At 66.6% G+C, this 23046-nt stretch carries 22 protein-coding genes; 8 read left to right on the top strand and 14 right to left on the bottom strand.

The window, feature by feature from the left end:
* The first annotated feature begins 16 nt into the window (after positions 1-16).
* The gene (locus ACQP1O_RS25155; RefSeq protein WP_433560932.1) at positions 17-523 is read left to right on the top strand and encodes a MarR family winged helix-turn-helix transcriptional regulator; all 507 of its coding nucleotides are present in this window, start codon (positions 17-19) and stop codon (positions 521-523) included.
* Positions 524-532: 9 nt separating this feature from the next.
* Here the strand turns inward: ACQP1O_RS25155 and ACQP1O_RS25150 are convergent, their stop codons facing one another.
* The 3 genes from ACQP1O_RS25150 to acnA all read right to left on the bottom strand — a co-directional run bounded on the left by ACQP1O_RS25150 (position 533) and on the right by acnA (position 4437).
* Positions 533-838: a hypothetical protein gene (locus ACQP1O_RS25150; RefSeq protein WP_433567780.1), complete on the bottom strand. Its 306-nt coding sequence runs from the start codon at positions 836-838 to the stop codon at positions 533-535.
* Positions 839-894: 56 nt separating this feature from the next.
* Positions 895-1461 (bottom strand): TetR/AcrR family transcriptional regulator, encoded by a 567-nt coding sequence (locus ACQP1O_RS25145; protein WP_354845361.1) that lies wholly within the window; start codon positions 1459-1461, stop codon positions 895-897.
* A 183-nt stretch (positions 1462-1644) separates the two neighbouring features.
* Complete coding sequence (acnA, locus tag ACQP1O_RS25140; protein WP_433560931.1) at positions 1645-4437, bottom strand: aconitate hydratase AcnA; 2793 nt, start codon at positions 4435-4437, stop codon at positions 1645-1647.
* Positions 4438-4685: 248 nt separating this feature from the next.
* Between acnA and ACQP1O_RS25135 the strand changes: the two genes are divergently transcribed.
* Both ACQP1O_RS25135 and ACQP1O_RS25130 read left to right on the top strand, forming a co-directional pair.
* Positions 4686-5228, top strand: a complete 543-nt coding sequence (locus ACQP1O_RS25135) for an Rv1476 family membrane protein (RefSeq protein ID WP_433560930.1) — start codon at positions 4686-4688, stop codon at positions 5226-5228.
* Positions 5229-5526: 298 nt separating this feature from the next.
* Positions 5527-6942: an NlpC/P60 family protein gene (locus tag ACQP1O_RS25130; RefSeq protein WP_433560929.1), complete on the top strand. Its 1416-nt coding sequence runs from the start codon at positions 5527-5529 to the stop codon at positions 6940-6942.
* 132 nt (positions 6943-7074) lie between these two features.
* Here ACQP1O_RS25130 and ACQP1O_RS25125 read toward each other — a convergent pair whose 3' ends face one another.
* The 11 genes from ACQP1O_RS25125 to ACQP1O_RS25075 all read right to left on the bottom strand — a co-directional run bounded on the left by ACQP1O_RS25125 (position 7075) and on the right by ACQP1O_RS25075 (position 19214).
* Complete coding sequence (locus tag ACQP1O_RS25125; protein WP_433560928.1) at positions 7075-7521, bottom strand: hypothetical protein; 447 nt, start codon at positions 7519-7521, stop codon at positions 7075-7077.
* 476 nt (positions 7522-7997) lie between these two features.
* The gene (locus ACQP1O_RS25120; RefSeq protein ID WP_433560927.1) at positions 7998-8276 is read right to left on the bottom strand and encodes a DUF7336 domain-containing protein; all 279 of its coding nucleotides are present in this window, start codon (positions 8274-8276) and stop codon (positions 7998-8000) included.
* Positions 8277-8493: 217 nt separating this feature from the next.
* Positions 8494-10440, bottom strand: coding sequence for an acetate--CoA ligase (acs, locus tag ACQP1O_RS25115; protein WP_433560926.1), 1947 nt, complete (start codon positions 10438-10440; stop codon positions 8494-8496).
* Between the two features lie 110 nt (positions 10441-10550).
* Positions 10551-11342 (bottom strand): ethanolamine ammonia-lyase subunit EutC, encoded by a 792-nt coding sequence (eutC, locus tag ACQP1O_RS25110; protein WP_433560925.1) that lies wholly within the window; start codon positions 11340-11342, stop codon positions 10551-10553.
* Positions 11339-12751: an ethanolamine ammonia-lyase subunit EutB gene (locus ACQP1O_RS25105; protein WP_433560924.1), complete on the bottom strand. Its 1413-nt coding sequence runs from the start codon at positions 12749-12751 to the stop codon at positions 11339-11341. The genes eutC and ACQP1O_RS25105 overlap by 4 nt, the downstream gene beginning before the upstream one ends.
* On the bottom strand, positions 12748-14178 hold the full coding sequence (gene eat, locus ACQP1O_RS25100; RefSeq protein ID WP_433560923.1) for an ethanolamine permease: 1431 nt from the start codon (positions 14176-14178) through the stop codon (positions 12748-12750). The genes ACQP1O_RS25105 and eat overlap by 4 nt, the downstream gene beginning before the upstream one ends.
* A gap of 25 nt (positions 14179-14203) precedes the next feature.
* A complete protein-coding gene (locus ACQP1O_RS25095) occupies positions 14204-14761 on the bottom strand; it encodes a DUF779 domain-containing protein (RefSeq protein ID WP_433560922.1) in 558 nt (185 codons plus the stop codon).
* Positions 14761-16284: an aldehyde dehydrogenase gene (gene adh / locus ACQP1O_RS25090; RefSeq protein ID WP_433560921.1), complete on the bottom strand. Its 1524-nt coding sequence runs from the start codon at positions 16282-16284 to the stop codon at positions 14761-14763. The genes ACQP1O_RS25095 and adh overlap by 1 nt, the downstream gene beginning before the upstream one ends.
* 92 nt (positions 16285-16376) lie before the next feature.
* Positions 16377-17681 (bottom strand): transcriptional regulator, encoded by a 1305-nt coding sequence (locus ACQP1O_RS25085; RefSeq protein WP_433560920.1) that lies wholly within the window; start codon positions 17679-17681, stop codon positions 16377-16379.
* 41 nt (positions 17682-17722) lie between these two features.
* The gene (locus ACQP1O_RS25080; RefSeq protein ID WP_433560919.1) at positions 17723-17956 is read right to left on the bottom strand and encodes a multicopper oxidase domain-containing protein; all 234 of its coding nucleotides are present in this window, start codon (positions 17954-17956) and stop codon (positions 17723-17725) included.
* A 256-nt stretch (positions 17957-18212) separates the two neighbouring features.
* Positions 18213-19214, bottom strand: coding sequence for a helix-turn-helix transcriptional regulator (locus ACQP1O_RS25075; RefSeq protein ID WP_433560918.1), 1002 nt, complete (start codon positions 19212-19214; stop codon positions 18213-18215).
* A gap of 114 nt (positions 19215-19328) precedes the next feature.
* On the opposite strand from ACQP1O_RS25075, the gene ACQP1O_RS25070 reads away from it, so the two are divergent.
* The 5 genes from ACQP1O_RS25070 (at position 19329) to ACQP1O_RS25050 (ending at position 23005) form a co-directional block, all read left to right on the top strand.
* The gene (locus tag ACQP1O_RS25070; protein WP_433560917.1) at positions 19329-19790 is read left to right on the top strand and encodes a VOC family protein; all 462 of its coding nucleotides are present in this window, start codon (positions 19329-19331) and stop codon (positions 19788-19790) included.
* Positions 19791-20243: 453 nt separating this feature from the next.
* Positions 20244-20714: an HIT family protein gene (locus ACQP1O_RS25065; RefSeq protein WP_433560916.1), complete on the top strand. Its 471-nt coding sequence runs from the start codon at positions 20244-20246 to the stop codon at positions 20712-20714.
* 151 nt (positions 20715-20865) lie between these two features.
* Positions 20866-21126 carry a hypothetical protein gene (locus ACQP1O_RS25060; protein ID WP_433560915.1) on the top strand — a complete coding sequence of 87 codons (261 nt, stop codon included), beginning with the start codon at positions 20866-20868 and terminating at the stop codon, positions 21124-21126.
* 95 nt (positions 21127-21221) lie between these two features.
* Positions 21222-21686: a hypothetical protein gene (locus ACQP1O_RS25055; protein WP_433560914.1), complete on the top strand. Its 465-nt coding sequence runs from the start codon at positions 21222-21224 to the stop codon at positions 21684-21686.
* An 80-nt stretch (positions 21687-21766) separates the two neighbouring features.
* The gene (locus ACQP1O_RS25050; protein ID WP_433560913.1) at positions 21767-23005 is read left to right on the top strand and encodes a cytochrome P450; all 1239 of its coding nucleotides are present in this window, start codon (positions 21767-21769) and stop codon (positions 23003-23005) included.
* Positions 23006-23046: the final 41 nt, after the last annotated feature.

The following is a 23046-nucleotide window of genomic DNA, read 5'->3' as shown; positions in this document are numbered from 1 at the left end:
GAATAGAATCTTGTCCATGGGTGAGAAGAAGATCGATGCGGTGGACGTGATCCAGGAGCAGTGGCGGCGGGAACGGCCGGACCTGGACGGCGTGGCCATGGCCATCATCGGGCGGCTGGGCCGCCTGTCGGTGGTGGCGGCCGACCGGATCGAATCGGTGTTCACCGCACACGGATTGCAGCGCGGTGAGTTCGATGTGCTTGCGACACTGCGGCGTTCGGGGGAACCCTACGAGCTCAACCCCTCCGGTCTCGCCGACACACTCATGATGTCGCGGGCCGGGATGACCGGCCGCCTGGATCGGCTGGAGAAGGCCGGCCTGGTGCGGCGGATCGCCGATGCGGGCGACCGGCGCTCGATCAGAGTCGCGCTCACCGACCGCGGCCTGCACCTCATCGACATCGTCGTGACCGAGCACTTCGAGAACGAAACTCGCATCCTCTCGGTGCTTTCCGATCGTGAGCGCGAGGAGTTGGACCGGATCACTCGACTGCTGCTGACCGAACTCGAAGACGGCGACTGACCTCTCGGGTCAGGCTGTCGGCTCGGGTTCGGGCCGGCCGTGGGCGATGTCGTGGAACGCCGGGCGCAGCAGCGCGGTGATCCGTTCCGGCGCTGCGTCGGGGCCGTCGAGGTGCAGTAGATGGCGGCCGATGACCACGCCGATGGTGAGCGCCCCCAAGAGTCCGGCTCGCAACTCGGCATCGTCCACGGCGAGATGTTCGGCGGCTCGACTCTGCTGCGCAGCCATCGCCGATCGCACCTCGGCGGTCGCGTCCGGATGGGTCGGCATCGACCGAATCGCCGCGAGTGCGTTCACGGGCTCCTCGGCGCGCAGGGTCGCGGCGTAGCTCGCCGAGGGATGCTCTCAGCGCGCGGCGACCAACGGGTTCGTCACTGCTTGCGGCGGACCGAGGCTTCCACCAGGTCGAGGACGGCTTCGAGGTTGTCGTTGGCGTGGCCGGAGGCGATGCGGGCGATGAGGCCGTCGAGGACCAGGTCCAGGTAGCCGAGCAGGACTTCGGTGGGGACGTCGTCGCGCAGGGCGCCGGCGGCCTTGCGGCGTTCGAGGCGGGCGACGGTGGCGGCGGTGAGCTCTTCGGAGCGTTCTTCCCAGTTGGCCCGGAATTCGGGGTCGTTGCGCAGGCGGCGGGCGATCTCCAGGCGGGTGCCCAGCCAGTCGAAATCCTCTGGGCGGGCCAGCATATCGCGCATGACCTGGATCAGGCCCTGGGTGGCCGCGACCTCGGCCATGCGGCCCGCGTCCTCCTGGGCCAGGGCCAGGAACAGGGCGTCCTTGTCGCGGAAGTGGTGGAAGATCGCGCCCCGCGACAGACCGGTCGCTTCCTCCAGTCGACGCACGGTGGCGCCCTCGTAGCCGAACTCGGCGAAGCAGCGGCGGGCTCCGTCGAGAATCTGGCTGCGCCGGGCGGCGAGGTGGTCGTCACTGACCTTGGGCACTGGCTCCTCCGAAACGTGTTGTGCGGGTTCTCCTTATCGATCTTGCGACCAAATCGGAGAACCCGCACGAGCGACGAGCGAAGCGACCCGGGGACGGGCCGCGTGGTGGGCACCGGAAACCGGTGCCCACCACCACGACTCGGCTTCGAAACAGCCCTTCGAAGACCGAGGCGCGCGGTTTGTTTAGCCGCGAATCATGTTGCGCAGCACGTACTGCAGGATGCCGCCGTTGCGGTAGTAGTCCGCCTCGCCGGGGGTGTCGATGCGGACGACCGCGTCGAAGACGACCTTCTCGCCGTTCTCCTTGGTAGCGGTGACCTTCATGGTCTTCGGAGTCACACCCTCGTTCAGCTTGGTGATGCCCTCGATGTCGAAGACCTCGGTGCCGTCCAGGCCCAGCGATGCGGCGGACTCGCCGGCCGGGAACTGCAGCGGCACGACGCCCATGCCGATCAGGTTCGAGCGGTGGATGCGCTCGAACGACTCGGTGATGACGGCCTTGACGCCCAGCAGACGGGTGCCCTTGGCGGCCCAGTCACGCGAGGAACCCGAGCCGTACTCCTTGCCGCCCAGCACGACCAACGGGATGCCCGCGGCCTGGTAGTTCTGCGAGGCGTCGTAGATGAACGCCTGCGGGCCACCGTCCTGGGTGAAGTCGCGGGTGTAACCGCCCGAGACGTCGTCCAGCAGCTGGTTCCGGAGACGGATGTTGGCGAAGGTGCCGCGGATCATCACCTCGTGGTTACCACGACGCGAGCCCAGCGAGTTGTAGTCCTTGCGCGCAACGCCATTGGCGTCGAGGTACTGCGCGGCCGGGGTGCCCGGCTTGATCGGACCGGCGGGGGAGATGTGGTCGGTGGTGACCGAGTCGCCCAGCAGCGCCAGCACGCGCGCGCCCTTGATGTCCTCGACCGGGGCCGGCTCCATCTCCATGCCGTCGAAGTACGGCGCCTTGCGGACGTAGGTCGACTTGTCGTCCCACGCGAAGGTGTCGCCCTCGGGGGTGTTCAGACCCTGCCAGCGCTCGTCGCCCGCGAAGACGGTGGCGTAGGACTTGGTGAACATCTCCTTGTTGATCGCCGACTTGATGGTGTCGTCGATCTCCTGCGGGGACGGCCAGATGTCCTTCAGGAAGACGTCGTTGCCGTTCTGGTCCTGGCCCAGGGCGTCGGTCTCGAAGTCGAAGTCCATGGTGCCCGCGAGCGCGTACGCGATGACCAGCGGCGGGGAAGCCAGGTAGTTCATCTTCACGTCGGGGGAGATGCGACCCTCGAAGTTGCGGTTACCCGAGAGCACGGCGGTGACCGACAGGTCGTTGTCGTTGATCGCGGCCGAGATCTGCTCCGGCAGCGGGCCGGTGTTACCGATGCAGGTGGTGCAGCCGAAGCCACCCACGTAGAAGCCCAGCTTCTCCAGGTACGGCCACAGGCCGGCCTTCTCGTAGTAGTCGGCGACGACCTGCGAGCCCGGAGCCATGTTGGTCTTGACCCACGGCTTGGACGCGAGGCCCTTCTCGACGGCGTTGCGGGCGAGCAGCGCGGCGCCGATCATGACCGACGGGTTCGAGGTGTTGGTGCAGGAGGTGATGCCCGCGACCACGACAGCGCCGTGATCCAGCACGAACTCACCGCGCTCGGGATCGGAAACCTTGACCGGCTTCGACGGACGCCCGGCATTGCCGTTGGCGGCGTTCGGGACAGCGGTCTCGTCGGTGGCGGTGCCGGAGGCGACCGGATCACTGGCCGGGAAGGACTCCTCGAGGGCCTCGTCCAGCGCGGTGTGCGGAACCGGGTCGTTGGTGTAGCTGCGGATGTCCTTGCGGAAGGCGGTCTTGCTCTCCGACAACAGGATCCGGTCCTGCGGGCGCTTCGGGCCGGCGATGGACGGCACCACGGTGCCCAGGTCCAGCTCCAGGTACTCCGAGTACGCGGGCTCGTTGGCCGCGTCGTGCCACATGCCCTGCTCCTTGGCGTACGCCTCGACGAGCGCGAGCTGCTCGTCGCTGCGGCCGGTCAGGCGCAGGTAGTTGATGGTCTCCTCGTCGATCGGGAAGATCGCGGCGGTGGAGCCGAATTCGGGGCTCATGTTGCCCAGGGTGGCGCGGTTGGCCAGCGGCACCTCGGCCACGCCGGCGCCGTAGAACTCGACGAACTTGCCGACCACACCGTGCTTGCGCAGCATGTCGGTGACGGTGAGCACGACGTCGGTGGCGGTCACGCCCGGCTTGATCTCACCGGTCAGCTTGAAGCCGACGACGCGCGGGATCAGCATGGAGACCGGCTGGCCCAGCATGGCGGCCTCGGCCTCGATGCCGCCGACGCCCCAGCCCAGCACGCCCAGGCCGTTGACCATGGTGGTGTGCGAGTCGGTGCCGACGCAGGTGTCGGGGTAGGCCTGGCCGTTGCGGACCATGACGGTGGGGGCCAGGTACTCGATGTTGACCTGGTGCACGATGCCCATGCCCGGCGGGACGACGCGGAAGTCGTCGAAGGCGCCCTGGCCCCAGCGCAGGAACTGGTAGCGCTCGGAGTTGCGCTCGTACTCGAGGTCGACGTTGCGCTCGAGGGCGTCGGCGCGGCCGAACACGTCGAGGATGACCGAGTGGTCGATGACCATGTCGGCGGGGGAGAGGGGGTTGACCTTGTTCGGGTCGCCGCCGAGGGTGGTGACGGCCTCACGCATGGTGGCCAGGTCGACCACACAGGGGACACCGGTGAAGTCCTGCATGATCACGCGGGCGGGCGTGAACTGGATCTCGGTGTCGGGCTCGGCCGACGGATCCCAGCTGGCGATGGCGCGGATGTGGTCGGCGGTGATGTTCGCGCCGTCCTCGGTGCGAAGCAGGTTCTCCGCGAGGACCTTCAGGGCGTAGGGCAGCTTCTCGGTGCCGGGCACGGCCGAGAGTCGGAAGATCTCGTAGGAGTTGCTTCCGACCTCGAGGGTGCCCTTGGCGCCGAAGGTATCGATACTCGTCACGTTCAGCTCCACTCGTCTGTGAATGGGAGGGCCACCGGCGGGGCTGTGCCGATGGCTCGTCGAGGCGCGGGCCTCGTCCGTTTTCCGACATTAACAGTACGCTTGTCCTGTGAGCACATCGGGGGCGGGTTATCGGGCCGTCGGGCCCGGGATTCCGCCCAGTGCGAGACGTCAATTCGCGCGATCGGTGAGGTGTCTCGTGTGGCGCGGTGAGGTGATATGACAAGCCGTCCCGTACCCTGCGTTTCGTGACCGCTCCGCACTCCTCGGTTTTCACGCCCTCGAAGGCGGAACTGCCGCCGAACACCGACCTGAATGCCATCATCGCCGATCTCGCCGATGATCATGTAGCCGCCCCCTCCGGACGCGATCAGGAGGCCCTCGCCGCCATCGCCGCCGACGCGCGTGAGCACGGCGTTCAGCTCGACATCATTGTGGTGCAGGGCAATCCGGGGATCGAGGCGAACCTGCGCGATCTGGCCAACGAGGTCGGCAAGATCGAGCACGGCACCGTGGTGGTCTTCAGCGACGACTGGGTGGGCACCTACAGCGACCAGTTCACCCGCGGGCACCTGGAGTGGGCCGAGGACAAGGCCAAGTACCGCGGCCCCGAGCACACCACCGACGCCGCGCAGGTTTTCGTGGATCGGCTCGAGCAGCCGGAGACCGTGTCGTGGACGGTGATCACGCTGGTCATCCTGGGTGTGCTGATCGCGACGATCGGCGGGTTGTACGCGGTGAAGGTGCGGCGCGGGCAGCGTGCGGCGGGTGCGCCGGCGCCGGTCGGGTAGCGCGTTCGCGCTGGGAGGCGGTGTCTCCGTTCGGGGTTCGGGTTCGTCCCGGGCCCTTTTTTCATGCCCGGATCGGGGTGTGCCGGGTCTGGTTTGTCCGCGACACGCCGGAAACGTACCGAGTGTCGCGTGTTGTGACGCGTGGTGATTGTGGGGTTTACCTGCAACTTCTTGGCTACCGGTGAATTACATGCGTGTGATTGTGGCGTGCCTGAGCGGCGGGATCCTTTACGTGCCGTACGGTTTCGCGATGGCACGTTTGGGGTTGTTGTGCCGGATGGGACTCCAGGGAGGTGCGATGCGACGACCGGCGAAGCGACTGAGACGCCCGGTGGGGATCGCTACGGAGTTGCTCGTAGCGCTCATCGTGCTGGCATTGCCCATGGCCGGCGGGCACGCGGTACCACCGCCGCCGCCCAACCCCAGCGACAGTGACCTCAATGCCGCGGGCGCCCAGGTCGACGCGGGCGTCGGCGAGGTCGGCGCCCTCATCAACCAGGTGGCCGCCGCCGAACAGCAGCTGCAGCAGCTCGACGACGCGGTCGCCGGTCGTCGCGAGGCCGTCAACAAGGCCCTGGTGGATCTGCAGATGGCTCGCGATGCCGCCGACACCGCCGCCCGCGCCGTCGCCCAGTGCCAGCAGGATCTGACCGACGCCGGTGCGAAAGTCGATACCGCGCACGGGAATTTCGACAAGTACGTCGCCCAGGTCTACATGCGTCCCGGCTCTACCTCACTGGTCAGCTATCTGGCCGCGCCCAGCCCCGAGATCGCGCTCAACCGCGCGCAGGTGCTGACCATCGCCTCCAAGAATCAGCAGCAGGTGGTCGACGCCCTGCGCCACGCCCAGGTGGACCAGGCCAACAAGACCTCCGCCGCCAAACAGGCCCAGCAGGCCGCCGACGCCGCCGCGGCTGCCGCCGACGCCAAGAAGACCGAGGCCCAGAACGCGGTCACCGCGGCCCAGGCCGAACTCGACCAGCAGAACATCCGCCGCAACGACCTTGTCGGGCAGCGTGATTCGGCCCAGCAGCGACTGGACGCGGCCCGCGCCAACGTGGCGGGCCTGCAGAGTCAGCGTGACACCTTCGCCGCCTGGGACCAGCAGCGCAAGGCCGAGGAGGCCGCGGCCCGCGCCGCCGCGGTAGCCGCCGCCGCGCGCGTGGCCGCCGACCGCGCTGCCGCCGATCGCGCCAGTCAGCTCGGCCAGGGCCATCGCCCGCACGTCGTGCAGGACACCTCACCGCCACCGAAGCGCTCCATCCAGCCCAACCGGCCTCGAGGCTCCAACTCTCAGCTCATCGAGACCGTGGTCGACCGTGCCATGTCCCAGCTGGGCGTCGTTTACGCCTGGGGCGGCGGCGACGAGGACGGCCCCACCCTCGGCATCCGCGACGGCGGTACCGCCGACAGCTACGGCGACTACAAAAAGACCGGCTTCGACTGCTCCGGCCTGATGATCTACGCCTTCGCCGGCATCGGCGTCTCCCTACCCCACTACTCCGGCTACCAATACACCATGGGCACAAGGGTTCCCGTAGCCGAGCGCGCCCGCGGCGACATGCTCTTCTGGGGCCCCGGCGGCAGCGAACACGTAGCCCTCTACCTCGGCAACAACAAAATGATCGAGGCCCCCCAAAGTGGCGAGGTCGTCCGCGTCGCCGCCGTCCGCGAAGACGGCATCATGCCCTACGCAGTCCGCATCGTCACCTGACCCTGTCCTCCTCCGTCCGTCGTTTCGAGCGCAGCGCAGCAGTGGTAGCGTTCCCGACGAAGAATCATGCCCACTCGCAACAGGTTTGGTCCCGACGTCGGCCAAATCACTGCAGCGCCGGAACCACCCTCGCTACAGCCAGTACTTTTTCGCCAGGGCTGCCAGCGCAAACCCGATGAACATGCAGACGATGGACGTCCAGATCGCCACTTTGCCCAGCGGATGTCCCTTTCTGGCGGCCGTGAGTCCGAGAAAGATCCCGGCCCAACCGAATAGGCACGGCACTCCGAGTGACAGCACAGCGAAGATCAGGGCCGTGAGCGCCAGCCCCTTGCCCTCCGGTGGCGAGCTCACTGGAATGTGGGCATAGGGCTGGTAGCGCGGCACCGGTGGCGTGGGCCGCACCGCCTGCTCGGGATAGTCGAATTGCGGGATGTATTCGCCACTGCCCTGAAGGTATTCAGGTGGCGCGGGGGGAATCGCGCCGGGCGCCTGCGGCTTCCAGTAGTCGTCGTCGGTAGGTGGCTGTGGTGGTGTGCCCATGACGTGATCCGCTCCGCTGTAGGTGGTTTCGAACATTACGTCGGGAACAGCTTGCGCGTCGGCGGGCCGGAGCCCTTACTTTCCGGGGCCGCGCTGAGCGGCCCACCAGTCGATGAGGGGGACTTCGTTGCCCATCCACGCGATGACGTCGTGCATCTCGCGAACGCGGGCGGCGTCGGGCCGGGTCGAGGACAGGTCGCGGAGCCCGGCTTGCCGGCCTATCGACCCACCTGGTCGGACCGAGTCTCGGGTCTGACGTCGCTGTCGAGTATCGACGCGACCGACGGTCGATTCGTGGATACAACCTTGCGGCGCTTGCCTTCTGACGATGCTTTGCGGGGTCGGCCGGTGCGTGAGTTCCGATGCTGGAAAGAGGTACTACTCGGACACACCGCGCTGACCGAACCGGCCAGCGCGGGGCATCGGAAGATCAACTCGCCGTGCCGATCCGAGGCCGGCGGAACGTCCACTCTTGCCGAATGTCGTGCATTCACCTCGCGAAGGAACGATAGCTAGTAGCGATATGTGAAGTAGCCCGAGGTCCGGTCGTCCTTGTCGACTTGGCACTTGTCGATGTGAAAACAGTCGGGTTCGTTCCGGAAACCGGGGAGAGTCTGCGCTTCGCGAATGCGTTCCTGTGCGCGCTGCTCGGTTGAGTAGACACCCAAGAGCTTGACCTCGTCTCCCTCGTGCTCGTCCCAGTCAAGGTCTCCATCATCGTCGCCGTGTCGTGTCGGAGACCCGTCCAGCGGACGTGCATGATGGATGTGTCGTAGCAGATAGACGTCCACGCTGTCGGAGCCTATACCTGGACGTCGATATACAAAGATCCTCTGATCCGCTGGTCAGCGGCGAAACGGACGCGAGTCAAGGACATCCGCTCGTAGCCGCATGCCGCGCTGACCGAAGCGGCCAGCGCGGCATGCGGTGAGACTGCCCGCGGCTCAGGGGGTCCGCTACTGGTCCCCTCTATGTCAAGACGTCGGTGTGGGTGCGGGGTGTGCTTGTTCAGGCGTTGCCGGCGCGGATGGATTCGAAGACGTTGGGGTCGAGCAGGGTTGAGGTGTCGCCGAGTTCGCGGCCTTCGGCGACGTCGCGCAGCAGGCGGCGCATGATTTTGCCCGAGCGGGTCTTGGGTAGTTCGGGGACGATGTGGATTTCGCGGGGGCGGGCGATGGGGGAGATCTCGCGGGAGACCTCGGCTTTGAGTTGGGTGATCAGGTCGGTGCCGGTGTCGGTGGCTTCGGCGGTGAGGATGACGAAGGCGACGATGCCTTGGCCGGTGGTGTCGTCGGAGGCGCCGACGACGGCTGCTTCGGCGACGCTGGAGTGGCCGACGAGTGCGGATTCGACCTCGGCGGTGGAGATGCGGTGGCCGGAGACGTTCATGACGTCGTCGACGCGTCCGAGGACCCACAGGTCCCCGTCGGTGTCGAGTTTGGCGCCGTCACCGGCGAAGTACCAGCCTTTCTCGGCGTAGCGGGACCAGTAGGTGTCGCGGTAGCGTTCGTTGTCGCCCCAGATGCCGCGCAGCATGGACGGCCAGGGCTGGTCGAGGACCAGGTATCCGTTGGCCTCGGTCTCGCCGAGACAGACCGGGTTGCCTTCCTCGTCGACGACTTTCGCGCAGATGCCGGGCAGTGGGGTCATGGCCGCGCCGGGTTTGGCGGCGGTGACGCCCGGCAGCGGGGAGATCATGATGGCGCCGGTCTCGGTTTGCCACCAGGTGTCGACGATGGGAGTTTTGTTGGCGCCCACCACGTCCCGGTACCAGCGCCAGGCCTCGGGGTTGATCGGTTCGCCGACCGAGCCGAGCAGCCGCAGGCTCGACAGGTCGTGGGAGTCGGGGATCTCGCGGCCCCACTTCATGAACGTGCGTACCAGTGTCGGTGCCGTGTAGTAGATGGTGACGCCGTATTTTTCGATGATCTGCCAGTGGCGGTGCTCGTCGGGGAAGTTCGGGGTGCCCTCGTAGACGACCTCGGTGGCGCCGTTGGCCAGCGGCCCGTAGACGATGTAGCTGTGCCCGGTGACCCAGCCGATGTCGGCGGTGCACCAGTACACGTCGTGGCCGGGTTTGTGGTCGAAGACGTGGTGGTGGGTGTAGGCGGCCTGGGTCAGGTAGCCGCCGGAGGTGTGCAGGATGCCCTTGGGTTTTCCGGTGGTGCCGGAGGTGTAGAGGATGAACAGCGGGTGCTCGGCGTCGAAGGCTTGGGCCTGGTGCTCGGGGGAGGAGAGTGCGACGGTCTGGTCCCACCACAGGTCGCGGCCTTCGGTCATCTCGGTGTCGATGCCGGTGCGGCGCACCACGAGTACGTGCTCGACGGTCGAATCGCCTTCGGCGAGAGCCTCGTCCACGGCCGCCTTGAGCGGGGCGGGTTTGCCGCGCCGCCACTGGCCGTCGGTGGTGAGGACCAGTTTGGCCGCGGCGTCGTCGACGCGCTGGCGCAGGGCGCTGGGGGAGAAGCCGGCGAAGACCACCGAGTGGGTCAGGCCCAGGCGGGCGCTGGCGAGCATGGCCACGATGGCCTCGGGGACCATCGGCATGTAGATGGCGACGCGGTCGCCCGCGGACAGTCCCAGGCCGGTGAAGTAGTTGGCGGCGCGTGACACCTCGGCCAGCAGTTCGGCGTAGGTGATGTCGCGGGAGTCGCCGGGCTCGCCTTCCCAGTGGATGGCGACCCGGTCGCCGTGTCCGTCGAGTACGTGCCGGTCCACGCAGTTGTAGGCGACGTTGAGCTTGCCGTCGGCGAACCACTTGGCGAAGGGCGCGTCGTCCCAGTCCAGCACCTGGGTGAAGGGCTGATGCCAGTGCAGGCGTTGTGCCTGCTCGGCCCAGAACCCGTCGCGATCGGCTTGGGCTCGAGCATAAAGAGAGGCGTCGCCGTTGGCGGCGGCCGCGAACTCAGCGCTGGGCGGATAGGCATCCAGGTGGTCGGCGGTGGTTTCGGTCATCTCGTCTCTTCTTCTCTCGCATGCAGGCCGCGCAGGGGAGACGGCGGCACTACAACACTGCATGGTGATCATGTCGGCCGCCCTGTCCGGGGTCGGCCGCGACCCGGCTTCTATTCGGCTGTTTCCAAAATCGTCAGCGCCGCAGTGGAAACCAATTCCTGGGCGCGGGAGGTGTCCTTGAGGTCTACGCCGGATCTGCCGAGCTTCCGTGCGCCGGAGATCAAGCTGGACACCACCTTTGCCGCCTGGTGGTAGCCGAGGCCCTCGGGCGGATGAATATTGGAGATACAGTTGCGGTCGGCGTCGGTTCGGCCGGGCCGCGGTAGGTGAGTGAGGTAGATGCCCAGGCTGTCGGCCACCGAGAGACCAGGGCGTTCACCGATGAGGACGACCAGGGTGCGCACTCCCATGGCGGTGGCGATGTGATCGCCGAGGGCGACCCGGGCTTGGGTGGCGATGACCGGTGGCGCGATCGAATAGGTGTCGGCGAGTTCTTCGGCGATGGCGGCAAGAAGAGGTGCGCCGTGGTTCATGAGGGCGAGCGGTGACAGTCCGTCGCCGAGAACGAAGCCGAGGTCGGCACCGGTGTGGGGGACAGCGGTCAGGTCGTCGGGGAGTCGGCCGAGGTCGGGGCGGCGCAGGTACTCGGGTCGAGAGGTGGCCCGGCTGCGGATGGTCACGGGTGTGCCGAGGCCGACCGCTTCGACCCGAGCTGCCAAGGCGCACACGTCGAGTGGCAGGTGGACCGCATCGCGGGCCGCAGCGTGTGCCGAGCGGAATTCGAGCACATTCGCCGTCGGCAGTGCGTCACCGACGCGGCCCAGACCGATCCTGGACTGGGTGCTCGGGCGCAGCATGTCCCAGAAGTCCTGCGGCGTCAGATCTCCGCGTTCGATGCTCATAGCGCTCCGGTCAATTCACGCAATGGGGAGGAGGCGATTTCCACAGGCAGTATTCGTCCGCCCGCATCGGCCATGCCGAGTCCTTGCAGCCACGTCTCGAATTCCGGTGCGACGCGCAGGCCGAGTACCCGCCGCGCGTACAGGGCGTCGTGGAAGCTGAGGCTCTGGTAGCCGAGCATGACGTCATCGGCGCCCGGCACCGCGATAACGAACGCCGCTCCGGCCGCGCCGAGGAGAGTGACCAGGGTGTCCATATCGTCTTGGTCGGCTTCGGCGTGGTTGGTGTAGCACACGTCGACGCCCATCGGCAGGCCGAGCAATTTGCCGCAGAAGTGGTCTTCGAGGCCGGCGCGAATGATCTGTTTGCCGTCGTAGAGATACTCGGGGCCGATGAAGCCGACGACCGTATTCACCAGGAGCGGCTGCAGATCTCTCGCCACGGCGTACGCGCGGGCCTCCAGGGTCTGCTGGTCGACGGGTTTGCCACCGGTGCCCAGGTGCGCGTTCGCCGACAGCGCCGATCCCTGTCCGGTCTCCAGGTACATCACATTGTTGCCGACGGTGCCGCGCTGCAGCGATCGTCCTGCTTCGTTGCCTTCGCGCAGCAGCGAAATATTCACTCCGAAGCCGGTATTCGCACCTTCGGTGCCCGCGACGGATTGGAAGACCAGATCCACCGGAACACCTTTCTCGATCAGCTCGATCGTCGTGGTCACATGCGAGAGCACGCACGACTGGGTGGGAATGGCGAAGCGCTGACGGATCTCGTCGAGTAGATGGAGCAGATCCGCGGTGGCATGCGGGGAGTCGGTCGCCGGATTGATGCCGATCACCGCGTCACCGCAGCCGAGCAGCAGTCCATCGAGGGTCGCGGCGGCGATACCCCGCGGGTCGTCGGTCGGATGGTTGGGTTGCAGACGGGTGCTCAGTCGCCCGGGCAGCCCGATCGTCGTGCGGAAGCCCGCCGTCACCTCGGTGGCCCGGGCGACCGCAATGAGGTCCTGATTGCGCATGATCTTGCTGACCGCGGCCACCATTTCCGGTGTCAGTCCTTGGGATACCGCCCGCAGCCTGGCGGCGGCATCGTCGCGGGCCGATGTCTCCATCAGCCAGTCCCGCAGGCCGCCGACGGTCAGATGCGAGAGCGCTTGGAAGGCAACGCGATCGTGCGAGTCGATGATCAGTCGGGTGACCTCGTCGTCCTCGTAGGGCACCAAGAGTTCTCGGAGGAACCAGTCGAGCGGCACGTCGGCGAGCGCCCACTGCGCGGCCGCGCGTTCGGCGTCCGATGCCGCCGCACAGCCGGCCAGTTCGTCGCCGCCACGCCGTGGCGTCGCCTTGGCCATCAATTCGACGAGACCGTCGAAGCTGTAGTTGGTGCCGCCGATCTGCTGGTGGTAGACCGTCATTCGAGCTCCTCCTCCGCCTTGGCCAGGGCGGCGAATTCCTCGTCCGGCGAGTTGGCGACCAGGTGATGGCGGCTGTAGAGACCGAAGTAGGCCATGAATCCGGCGAAGGCGAGCAAGGTCCAGGTCGCGGCCGTGCGGTCGACGAGGAAGGTGGCGATGACGGCCGTGCAGGCGATCACGAGGGCGAAGGCCGTGGTGAGCATCCCGCCCGGGGTGCGATAGGGCCGGGGCATGTTCGGTTCCCGGACGCGCAGCACGATGTGGCTGATCATCATGAGCACGTAGCTCAGCGCCGCGCCGAAGACGGCCATGTTCAGCAGCATCGCGCCCTCACCGGTCAGCGAGAGTGCGAATCCGATGATGCCGGGCACGATCAGCGCGAGCATGGGCGCTTTGCGCGCATTGGTGACCGACAGGCTCGTGGGCAGATATCCGGCCCGCGAGAGCGCGAAGGTCTGCCGCGAGTAGGCGTAGACGATCGAGAAGAAGCTCGCGACCAACCCGGCCAGACCGATGTAGTTGACGAGCTTGCCGGCACCCGAACCCCCGAGCGCCTCGACCAGCGGGTTGCCCGAGGTCGAAATCGCCTCGGCGCCGAGAGCTCCGGTCGCAAGGAACAGCACCATCGCGCCGGTGGTCATCAGCACCAGCATGCTGATGATGATGCCCTTGGGCACGTTCTTCTCCGGTTCCCGTGCTTCTTCGGCGGCCAACGGCACACCCTCCACCGCCAGGAAGAACCAGATCGCGAACGGCACCGCGGCCCAGATCCCGAAGTACCCGAACGGCAGGAACGACGAACTGCCCACCGCCGCAGGATCTGCCGGAATGTCGGTCAGGTTCCCCGCGTCGAACAATCCCCACGCCGACACCACGAAGACGGCCAACCCGACCAACGCAATCACGGTGATGACGAACATCGCCTTGAGCGCCTCACCGGCGCCGGTGAGATGAATGCCGATGAACAGCGCATACACGGCCAGATAGACCCACCAGCCGTCCGTGATCCCGAACAGATGCAGCGATTCGACATACGCACCGATGAAGGTCGCGATGGCCGCGGGCGCGATGGCGTACTCGATGAGGACGGCCGCGCCAGTGGCGAATCCGCCCCAGGGCCCGAGCGCGCGCCGGGCGAAGGTGTAGCCACCACCCGCCGCGGGCAACGCCGAGGACATCTCGGCCATGCCGAGCACCATGGCCAGATACATGCCCGCGATCACCACGGTGGCGATGAGCAAGCCTCCGAAACCGCCCTGCGCCAGACCGTTGTTCCAGCCGGCGTAGTCGCCGGAGATCACATAGCTGACGCCGAGACCGGCGAGAAGCAACCAGCCCGCAGACCCCGATTTCAGTGTTCGCTTCGCAAGGTAAGCACTGTCCTGGTTGTGGTCGTCGTGGGTGGGCCGATCAGTGGGGATCGCCATCGCGACCTCCTTCTTGCTGGATGAATCACACAGAGTTCTTGGGTGTTCCGCGAACGGGAACAGGACAGGCATCGGCCGCTCGGCCGACGACCTGGGGTTGGGCTGATGGTGTCGGACGCGCGCCGCGCACCCAGTCCGCACCGGTCACGGTTTCGGTCCCGGCCAGCGCGAGTAGTTCGGCGTGCTCGAAAACCCTTCCGCGACTGAGGAATCGAAGTCCTTCCGGCGATTCCAGGCTGAATCCGGAACCACGTCCCGGCACGACGTCGAGGACGAGCTGGGTGTGCTGCCAGGCGGCGAACTGCGGGCCTGAGATCCACACCGGCGCAATATCATCCGGTGTGGGAGGAGTATCGGGCAGTTCGCCGACCAGCAACCGCAGATCGAGCAGTCCGAGTAGGACATCGTGGTCGCCGACCACGAATTCGCCTGCGGGGTAGCACATCGGGGCCGAACCATCACAGCATCCACCGGATTGGTGCAGCATCAGCGGTCCGTGCAGACCGCGGAGGCGACGGAGCAGATCCATCGCCGCCGCGGTAGCCAGCACCCGCCGGGGGATGACCGCAGCGGCATCGACCATCAGAAGAAGCCTTGCGCCTTCGACGCGTAGCCGACCAGGAGGTTCTTCGTCTGCTGATAGTGGGCGAGCATCATGTGGTGGTTCTCGCGGCCGATCCCGGACTGCTTGTACCCGCCGAACGCCGCATGCGCGGGGTACTGGTGATAGGTATTGGTCCACACCCGCCCGGCCTGGATGTCGCGGCCTGCCCGGTAGGCCACCGCGCCGTCGCGTGACCAGACGCCGGCGCCGAGCCCGTAAAGGGTGTCGTTGGCGATCTTGATGGCATCGTCGTAGTCGGCGAACGAGGTCACCGAGACGACGGGGCCGAAGATCTCTTCCTGGAAGATCCGCATCGCGTTGTGTCCAGCGAACACCGTGGGCTGCACGTAGTAGCCGCCGGACAGGTCGCCGCCGAGGTCGGCGCGCTCACCGCCGGTGAGCAGCGTTGCGCCCTCGCCCTTGCCGATCTCGATGTAGGAGAGGATCTTTTCGAGCTGATCGTTGCTGGCCTGCGCGCCGATCATGGTCTCCGTATCGAGCGGATTGCCCTGTCGCACGGCCTTGGTGCGCACCACGGCAGAGGCCAGGAATTCGTCGTAGATATCAGCCTGGATGAGCGCGCGCGATGGGCAGGTGCAGACCTCGCCCTGATTGAGCGCGAACATGGTGAAACCTTCCAGGGCCTTGTCCTGGTAGTCGTCGTTCGCGGCGAGCACATCGGAGAAGAAGATGTTCGGGCTCTTGCCGCCGAGCTCCAGGGTGACCGGAATCAGATTCTGGGAGGCGTACTGCATGATCAGGCGGCCGGTGGTGGTCTCGCCGGTGAACGCGATCTTCTTGATTCGCGGACTCGACGCCAGCGGTTTGCCTGCCTCGACGCCGAAGCCGTTGACGATATTGACAACGCCGGGCGGCAGCAGGTCGCCGATGAGACTGATCAGGAACAGGATCGAGGCCGGCGTCTGTTCGGCCGGTTTGAGGACAACGGCATTGCCCGCGGCGAGGGCAGGGGCGAGTTTCCACGTGGCCATCAGGATCGGGAAGTTCCACGGAATGATCTGGCCGACCACGCCGAGCGGCTCATGGAAGTGGTAGGCGACCGTGTCGACATCGATCTCCGACAGCGAGCCCTCCTGGGCGCGGATCGCGCCGGCGAAGTAGCGGAAGTGGTCGATCGCGAGCGGGATGTCGGCGGCCAGGGTCTCGCGGATCGGCTTGCCGTTGTCCCAGGTCTCTGCGAGGGCGATCGCGTCGAGGTGCTGCTCCATCCGGTCGGCGATCTTGTTGAGGATGATGGCGCGCTCGGCAACCGAGGTCTTGCCCCAGGCCGGTGCGGCGGCGTGAGCGGCATCGAGAGCGAGTTCGATGTCCTCGGCGGTGCCACGGGCGACCTCGCAGAACGGCTGACCCGTGACCGGGGTCGGATTCTCGAAGTACTGCCCCTTGACAGGTGCTACCCACTCGCCGCCGATCCAATTGTCGTAACGAGCCTGGAACGACATGACGGCTTCGGGTGTTCCTGGGCGGGCAAAGACGGTCATCGAATGCTCCTCGATCTTGTGACATTTCCTGCAGCAGGTGTGATCGGGAACACTAGGAGCGGCAACGTTGCACGACAGTTGCAAGAAACTGGTCAGATGCCCAGTCTGCGGTCCAGCAGCGTCAGTTTGGACTTGACCTGGGCATACATCGAGGAATGTCGGTCGAGGGTGGCGAGGTACGCGCTCCAGGCCGCAACGTCGTCGCGTCCGTCGACCGAACTGGTCCACTGGCCGAGGAGTCGGCGATCGCCCGCCGTCAGCAGAGCCGCACGCAGACAACCATGCAACTCGGTGCGCAGCTCGGTAATACCGGGCGCCAGCGAGCGGGGCAGAATCGGGCCCGGGTAGGCGCGCAATGCCGCCGCCGCGTCGCCGCGCCCCAGTGCGCGTCGAACCTCGTCGACATCGGTGTCGAGCTCCATCAGCAGTCGGTATGGTCGCGAGCCGAGGCCGTTGGCGCCCAACAGCTTTCGCACCCGGGACAGCTCCGCCCGCACTGTTACCGGATCCAACTCCGATTCGTCGAGCAGCATGGCGAGATGGTCGGCGCTCAAACCCTCCGGATGGTCGGCCAGCAGCAACAGGATCTCGGCATGCCGCTGCGACAGGCGGATGCGCTCGCCGTTGCGAGTCAGAGACGGCCGATCCGAGCCGAGCACCCGCAGTCGCGTCGTCGTGTCGAGCGGTTTGGGGGAATCGAGCAGGTGTAGCCGTAGCTCGGATTCCGCGGCCAACACCGTCGCCCTGATCAGGGACAACACCTCCAGCCCGGCGACGCGCGGGCCACCGGTGATGTCGATGGCGCCGATGATCTGGCCGGTCAGCGGATCATGCACAGGGGCGGCCGAACAGCTCCACTCGTGCACGATGCGGCTGAAATGTTCGGCCCCGAAGAACTGCACGTGGTGATCGAGGGCGAGCGCGGTACCAGGGGCATTGGTACCGACCCTGTCTTCGCTCCAGTCGGCGCCCTCCACGAAGTTCATCGCAAGGGCTCGGTCCTTGACCTTCGAATCGCCCTCGACCCAGAGCAATCGCCCCTCGGCGTCACTGATCGCTACCAGCAGCCCGGCCTCGGCGGCGTCTTCGACCAGCAGCTTTCGCACGACCGGCCGGATGAGCGCCGTCGGATGTGCGGACCGATACCGCTGCAGTTCCAGACCGTCGAGATCCACCCCGTCTCCGGAGTCGTCGGGGTCGACACCGTTGCTGCGGCTGCGACGCCAGGAATCGAGAACCACCGGGCGCACCGAGTAGCACTCGGGGCGCAGGGTCGGCAGTTGGTCCACACCTTCGAGGAAGGAGCGGTGGGCGGACGACACTCGCTGTGTCAACTGCGTGAGATCGTCATCCGGCCTGACGGCGACCCAGGGGTTGCCGTGCGCTGCTGTGTTCAATCCGTTTCCTCCGCGTTTGCCCGCAGGCATTGTAATACTGGTCACATCGTTTGTTCACGGTGGTGTAGCTGTAGACAGCCACTCCATGCATGCCCGCTTGGTCGACGTGCGGATGGAAGAAGCAGATGCCCGCGTCGGGGCAGTGAACTCGTAGCGAACGTGCCACCGGGCGCCACCGCGGGCTGGGTGAGGTCGGGCATGCCGTCCAGATCGTTACGTAATGCGATGCCGTGCCGATGGATCGTGGTCAGCGCATTGGTGAGATCGGCGCGCAAGACCTCGCCGCGGACAGTGTTGCAGCCGAACGAATGTCAGCGAGGAGATGATCCGCCTCAAATGCTGGCCACCCACAACAGGTGTGTCCATTGATTCGTCGAAAGCGCTACTGGCTCAGGGGCATTGGAGGTCGATAGCATGCCGGCTTGCCAGCGAGCCTATCGAGGCCGCGCCCGGGGGGTAGAGGTCTCGTAGGAAAGCGACACAGTTCCAGATCTGGGACAGGGGTGCCAGGTTGCTAGGGTGCCGTCGAACCTATGCCTTCGTGCGTGTGGCGCGGGCTGCGCGACGGGATAGTTCAGCGAAGGCGTCACGCAGTGGATCCGGGCCGATGACTTCGATTTCGGCGTCGAAACGCGCCAGCGTCGCTGCGAGTGCGGCCCAGGACCAGGAGCCGGTCAGCAGTCTGGTTCGGGTGGGGCCGAGCTCCTCGACGATGCCGTCGGCGGCGAACGGGGCCACCCGGGTGGCGGGGAGGTCGAGGATCACCTCGCCGTGGCAAGGCCAGGTGGTCGTGCTTTCGGAGCCTTTGAACCGGGCCGAGAGGAAGGTGGCGATGTTGTCGCCCGGCAGTTGCCGGGGTGTGAAGCGCGGCCCGTTGGGGATACGGATCGTCATCCGGTCGGCGCGGTAGATCCGCCAGTCCGAACGCTGCGGGTTCCATCCGATGAGATACCAGCGTCCACCACGGACCACGAGGTGATGGGGTTGCACTCGCCGCGGCGGCTGCGGATCGGTGTCGTGCGGCGGGATCGGCGACCGGTAGTCGAACCGGAGTTCCTCCCTGGATCGGATGGCCGCGCTCAGCGCGAGCAGGACGTGGGTGTCGACTTGGGGGTCGTCCCCGTGCGCGGCTGCTTCGACGGCGGTGATCTCGAGCATGTCGATGCGCCGGCGCAGGCGGGAAGGCAGGACCTGGCGGACGGTCGTGAGCGCTCGTGCCGCAGCCTCTTCGATACCCGCCCCTGTCCCGGCCGCGATCCGCAATGCCACCGCCAGCGCGACGGCCTGCTCGTCATCGAACAGCAGCGGCGGCAGTTCGATGCCCGCTTCGAGCCGGTAGCCGCCCTCGGGTCCCTTGACAGCTCGGACGAGGTAACCGAGTTCCCGTAGGCGTTCGACGTCGCGGCGCACCGTGCGTTCGCTGACGCCGAGCCGCTCGGCGAGCACGCCTCCCGGCCAGTCACGGCGCACCTGCAGCAGCGACAGCAGCGAGAGCAGGCGACGGGAGGTCACCGTCGAGGAGGCGGTCGGCATGGTGGCCAGACTGCCACAGGTAGCGGACGTTCCCTGTCCGGTATTGCTGACAGGGTGGCTCTCGTCGGGGGAAACCCCCGGTGTCGAAACCACTTGTGAAGGGACCGAATCACCATGTCGGTAAACGCTGTTGCCCACCTCAACTTCCACGCACAGGCCCGTGCGGCCCTGGAGTTCTACCAGTCGGTGTTCGGCGGTCGACTCTCCGTAGCCACCTACGGTGACTTCGGGATGCCCGCCGAGTTGCCGGACGCCACCAAGGTGGTGTTCGGCCAGGTCATCGCCGACAACGGGTTCCGGGTCATGGCCTACGACGTGCCCGGTGAGAACGCATCGGTCGCCCAGGGTGCGCCCACCACCCGCCGCGAGAACGGCACCACCATCACCACGGAGCCGTTCTTCCTCTCCGTGCGCGGTGACACCGTCGAGGAGGTCGGCGCGTTGTGGGAACGCCTCGCGGCCGGCGCGACGGTCATCGAAGAATTCGGTCCGGCCCCGTGGGCACCCGGCTTCGGGATGCTTCGCGATCGCTTCGGCATCACCTGGATCCTCGACGTCGCGCGAGCGGCCCGGTAGCAGTTCCCCGATCGCCGAGCGCGGCCATGGCTGGGAGACCAGCCCGATCGTTCCGGACGGAAAACCCTCCACGCCACAGGAATTCGCCGACGATGCCCACACAGGACAAGCGCCCGCTGGGCCCTGTCACAGGGTTCGGTCGGCGTCACCTCCGGCAGCGACGACGCGGCAATCCTTCCACTGAGAGGCATTGCTGCTCGCTGAACCCACCACCTCGCAATTCTGATCCGCCTCGACGCACTCGTTCGGTCAAGGCCCCAGCATGGTTTTTGCAAGGGCCACAGGCAGTCCCGACCAGAAATGGGCAGACAGCGTGCGGCGAGGCCGGATCGGCTGCGGAGGCACTACAAGGGTGCGTCCCGCCCGAGTGGGGCACAGTTCAGCGAACCTCGAGTGGGTCGTCCCGCTCGGCACCTGTCGGTACAGCTGATGTGGGCTCGCTAAGGTGTGGAGATGAACGATTGGCGCAACGATCGGATCGGCAGCGCCTTGCGTGGGGCGAATCCGACGGTGATGTGTCGGCTCACGGCCGGGTTCGCCGTCATCGGTGACACTCAGTTCCTACCAGGCTACTCACTGTTGCTGACCGATGATCCTGCGGTGCAACGCCTTTCCGAGTTGTCTCGGCCGCAGCGGGCTGCGTTTCTTGCCGATATGGATCGGTTGGGGGAGGCGGTCGAGCGGGCGTGTGCGCGCCTGGATCCGGCCTTCCGGCGGGTGAATCTGGAGATCCTCGGCAACACCGATGCCTTCCTTCACGTTCACGTGTGGCCGCGATTCGATTGGGAGCCCGACGATCTGGTGGGCGGCCCGGTGTGGGTCTATCCGCCCGATCGGTGGACCCATGAGCGCTACGCACTCGGCGCACGCCATGACCAGATCCGGCAGGCGATAACCGACGAGCTGCGTACGCGGTCCGCTTGAGTGCGGCGCGACCCGCCGACGTTCGTCTCGCGGAGCTCGATGACCAGCCCGGCATTCGGTCTCGCGAAAAACTCTTGTCCTGCTTGGCGTTCGAGCTACCCGGAACCGCTTGCCCGGTCCGCCACTCGCAAGGTGAGGAGGTTTGCCGACAGTGAAAGGCACGCGACCCTCGCCGATCCGGCCGCGCGCGGGCGCGCAATACACGCTCACCGGTCCCGAAGCGATCACCGTGGCGGACACGGCCGCCATCATCAGCGGGGTCTCGAGCGCCCCGGTCACTCATCCCGACATCGACCGCGACGAATGGATCGCCGCCGCCATTGCGGGCGGAATTCCGGCCGAGTATACGTCGGTGCTGCGCATGCTGACCGAAAACCATCGCATCCGGGCATGGTTCACGGCCCACCGATGACGTGGGGAGGGTAACCGGTTCAGCGCCAACGAACTTCACCGATTTCGCTCACCGCACGGCAGCCGCCTGGACCGTCGCCGCCTATGCCAGCCGCTATGCTGACCATCACCGATCGCAAGATCGTGCACTGGCGCGACTACCTCGACCCGCTAGCGGTCTTCGACGCGATCGGATGGCCTACCGACACCCGAGGTCTGCCCGGCGATGATCTTCCCGCACAACGAATCTCGAGCCGCTCTCTCGAACGCTTGCTGAAGCTTCTCCCGCTGTTCGAGGCCGGCTACGCCCCCGGCAGGATTTCGGGGCGGTGCGGACGTCAGCCGACAATGACCTTGGTTGAGTCGGTTGGGGTTATGGTCGGGGCTGCAGCCCGAGAGCGGGTACGAGTCGGCGTCGAAGGGAGCCGCGCAGGCGCTCGGAGTCGCCGGTGGCGGGGTGTCGAGTTGCAGGATCGAGATCAGGAATCTGATTGTCGTTTCCGCGATTTCGTCGAGGTCCAGTGCCAGGTCGGGCTCGTACTCGCAGATGGGTTCGAGATAGTGCCGGGCCGGCCGCAGTGACTCCGGTGTCATCGGTGCGGCGAGCCACTCGGCGTCGGCGGAGCCTACAGATTTGCCTGGAAGTGTATAGCTTGTAGGACATGGCAGAGTCGCTCTCGTCCGTGGATCTCACCGATCTGGACAACTTCGCCGCGGGGTTCCCGCACGGCCTGTTCGCCCTGCACCGCACCGAATCTCCCGTGTACTGGCACGAGCCGACTGCGCACACCCCCGATGGTGAGGGGTTCTGGTCGGTGGCGACCTATGCCGAGACCAAGGAGGTCCTGACCAGTCCCGCGACCTACTCCTCCGAGACCGGCGGCGACCGGCCCTACGGCGGCACCGTGTTGCAGGACCTGCCGATGGCAGGCGTGGTGTTGAACATGATGGACGATCCGCGGCACTCCAGGATTCGGCGTCTGGTGTCGAAAGGCTTGACACCCAGGACGGTTCGCAACCTGGAAGAGGATCTGCGGGCGCGTACCGGGCGCTTGCTGGACACCGTCGTCAGTGGCGGTGACCACGACTTCCTCACCGAGATCGCGGCCGAGCTTCCGATGCAGGCGATCTGCTTCCTGCTCGGCATCCCCGAGGCCGATCGTCACCACCTGTTCGGGCTCATCGAGCATGTCTTCGACATTCCCGACGGCCAGGACTACCTGTCCGTGAGCCCGGAACGGACGGCGGCGCTAGGGGAGCTCTACGAATACGGCTTGGCGCAGATCGCCCAGCGCCGGGCAAATCCGGGCACGGACATGCTGTCGCTGGTCGTCCACGCAGAGATGCCGGACGAGGACCCACCGCGTCTGTCCGACGAGGAATTGCGGTCGTTCTTCAATCTGCTGTTCTCCGGTGGCTCCGACACCACCCGCAACGCCATCGCGGCCGGACTCCTCGCGCTGATCGAGAACCCTTCGCAGCTGGCCGAATTGCGTGACAACCCGGAACTGCTGCCGGTCGCCATCGAGGAGATCGTGCGCTGGACCGCGCCGTCACCGTCCAAGCGCCGCACCGTCACCCGCCCCGCCGAACTGGCCGGGCACCGGCTGGAACCGGGCCAGAAGGTATTGGTCTGGGAGGCCTCGGCCAACCGTGACGAGCTCCGCTTCGACCACGCCGACCGCTTCGACATCCATCGAGACCCCAACCCGCACTTGGGGTTCGGCCAGGGCATCCATTTCTGCCTCGGCGCGCATCTGGCCCGGTTGGAGATGCGGGTCGTATTCGAGGAGCTGTTCGCGCGCTTCGACGGCTTCGAACTCGCCGGACCGGTCGAGTGGACACGCAGCAGCCGCCACACCGGACTGCGTCACCTGCCGCTGCGGATGACCGCACGCTGACCGGATCCATCGCCGCCCCGCGGCTCTCATCGAACCAGCCC

Source organism: Nocardia sp. CA-151230 (genome assembly GCF_050942175.1).
Lineage (GTDB): Bacteria > Actinomycetota > Actinomycetes > Mycobacteriales > Mycobacteriaceae > Nocardia.
This window is presented reverse-complemented; position numbering and strand designations above follow the sequence as displayed.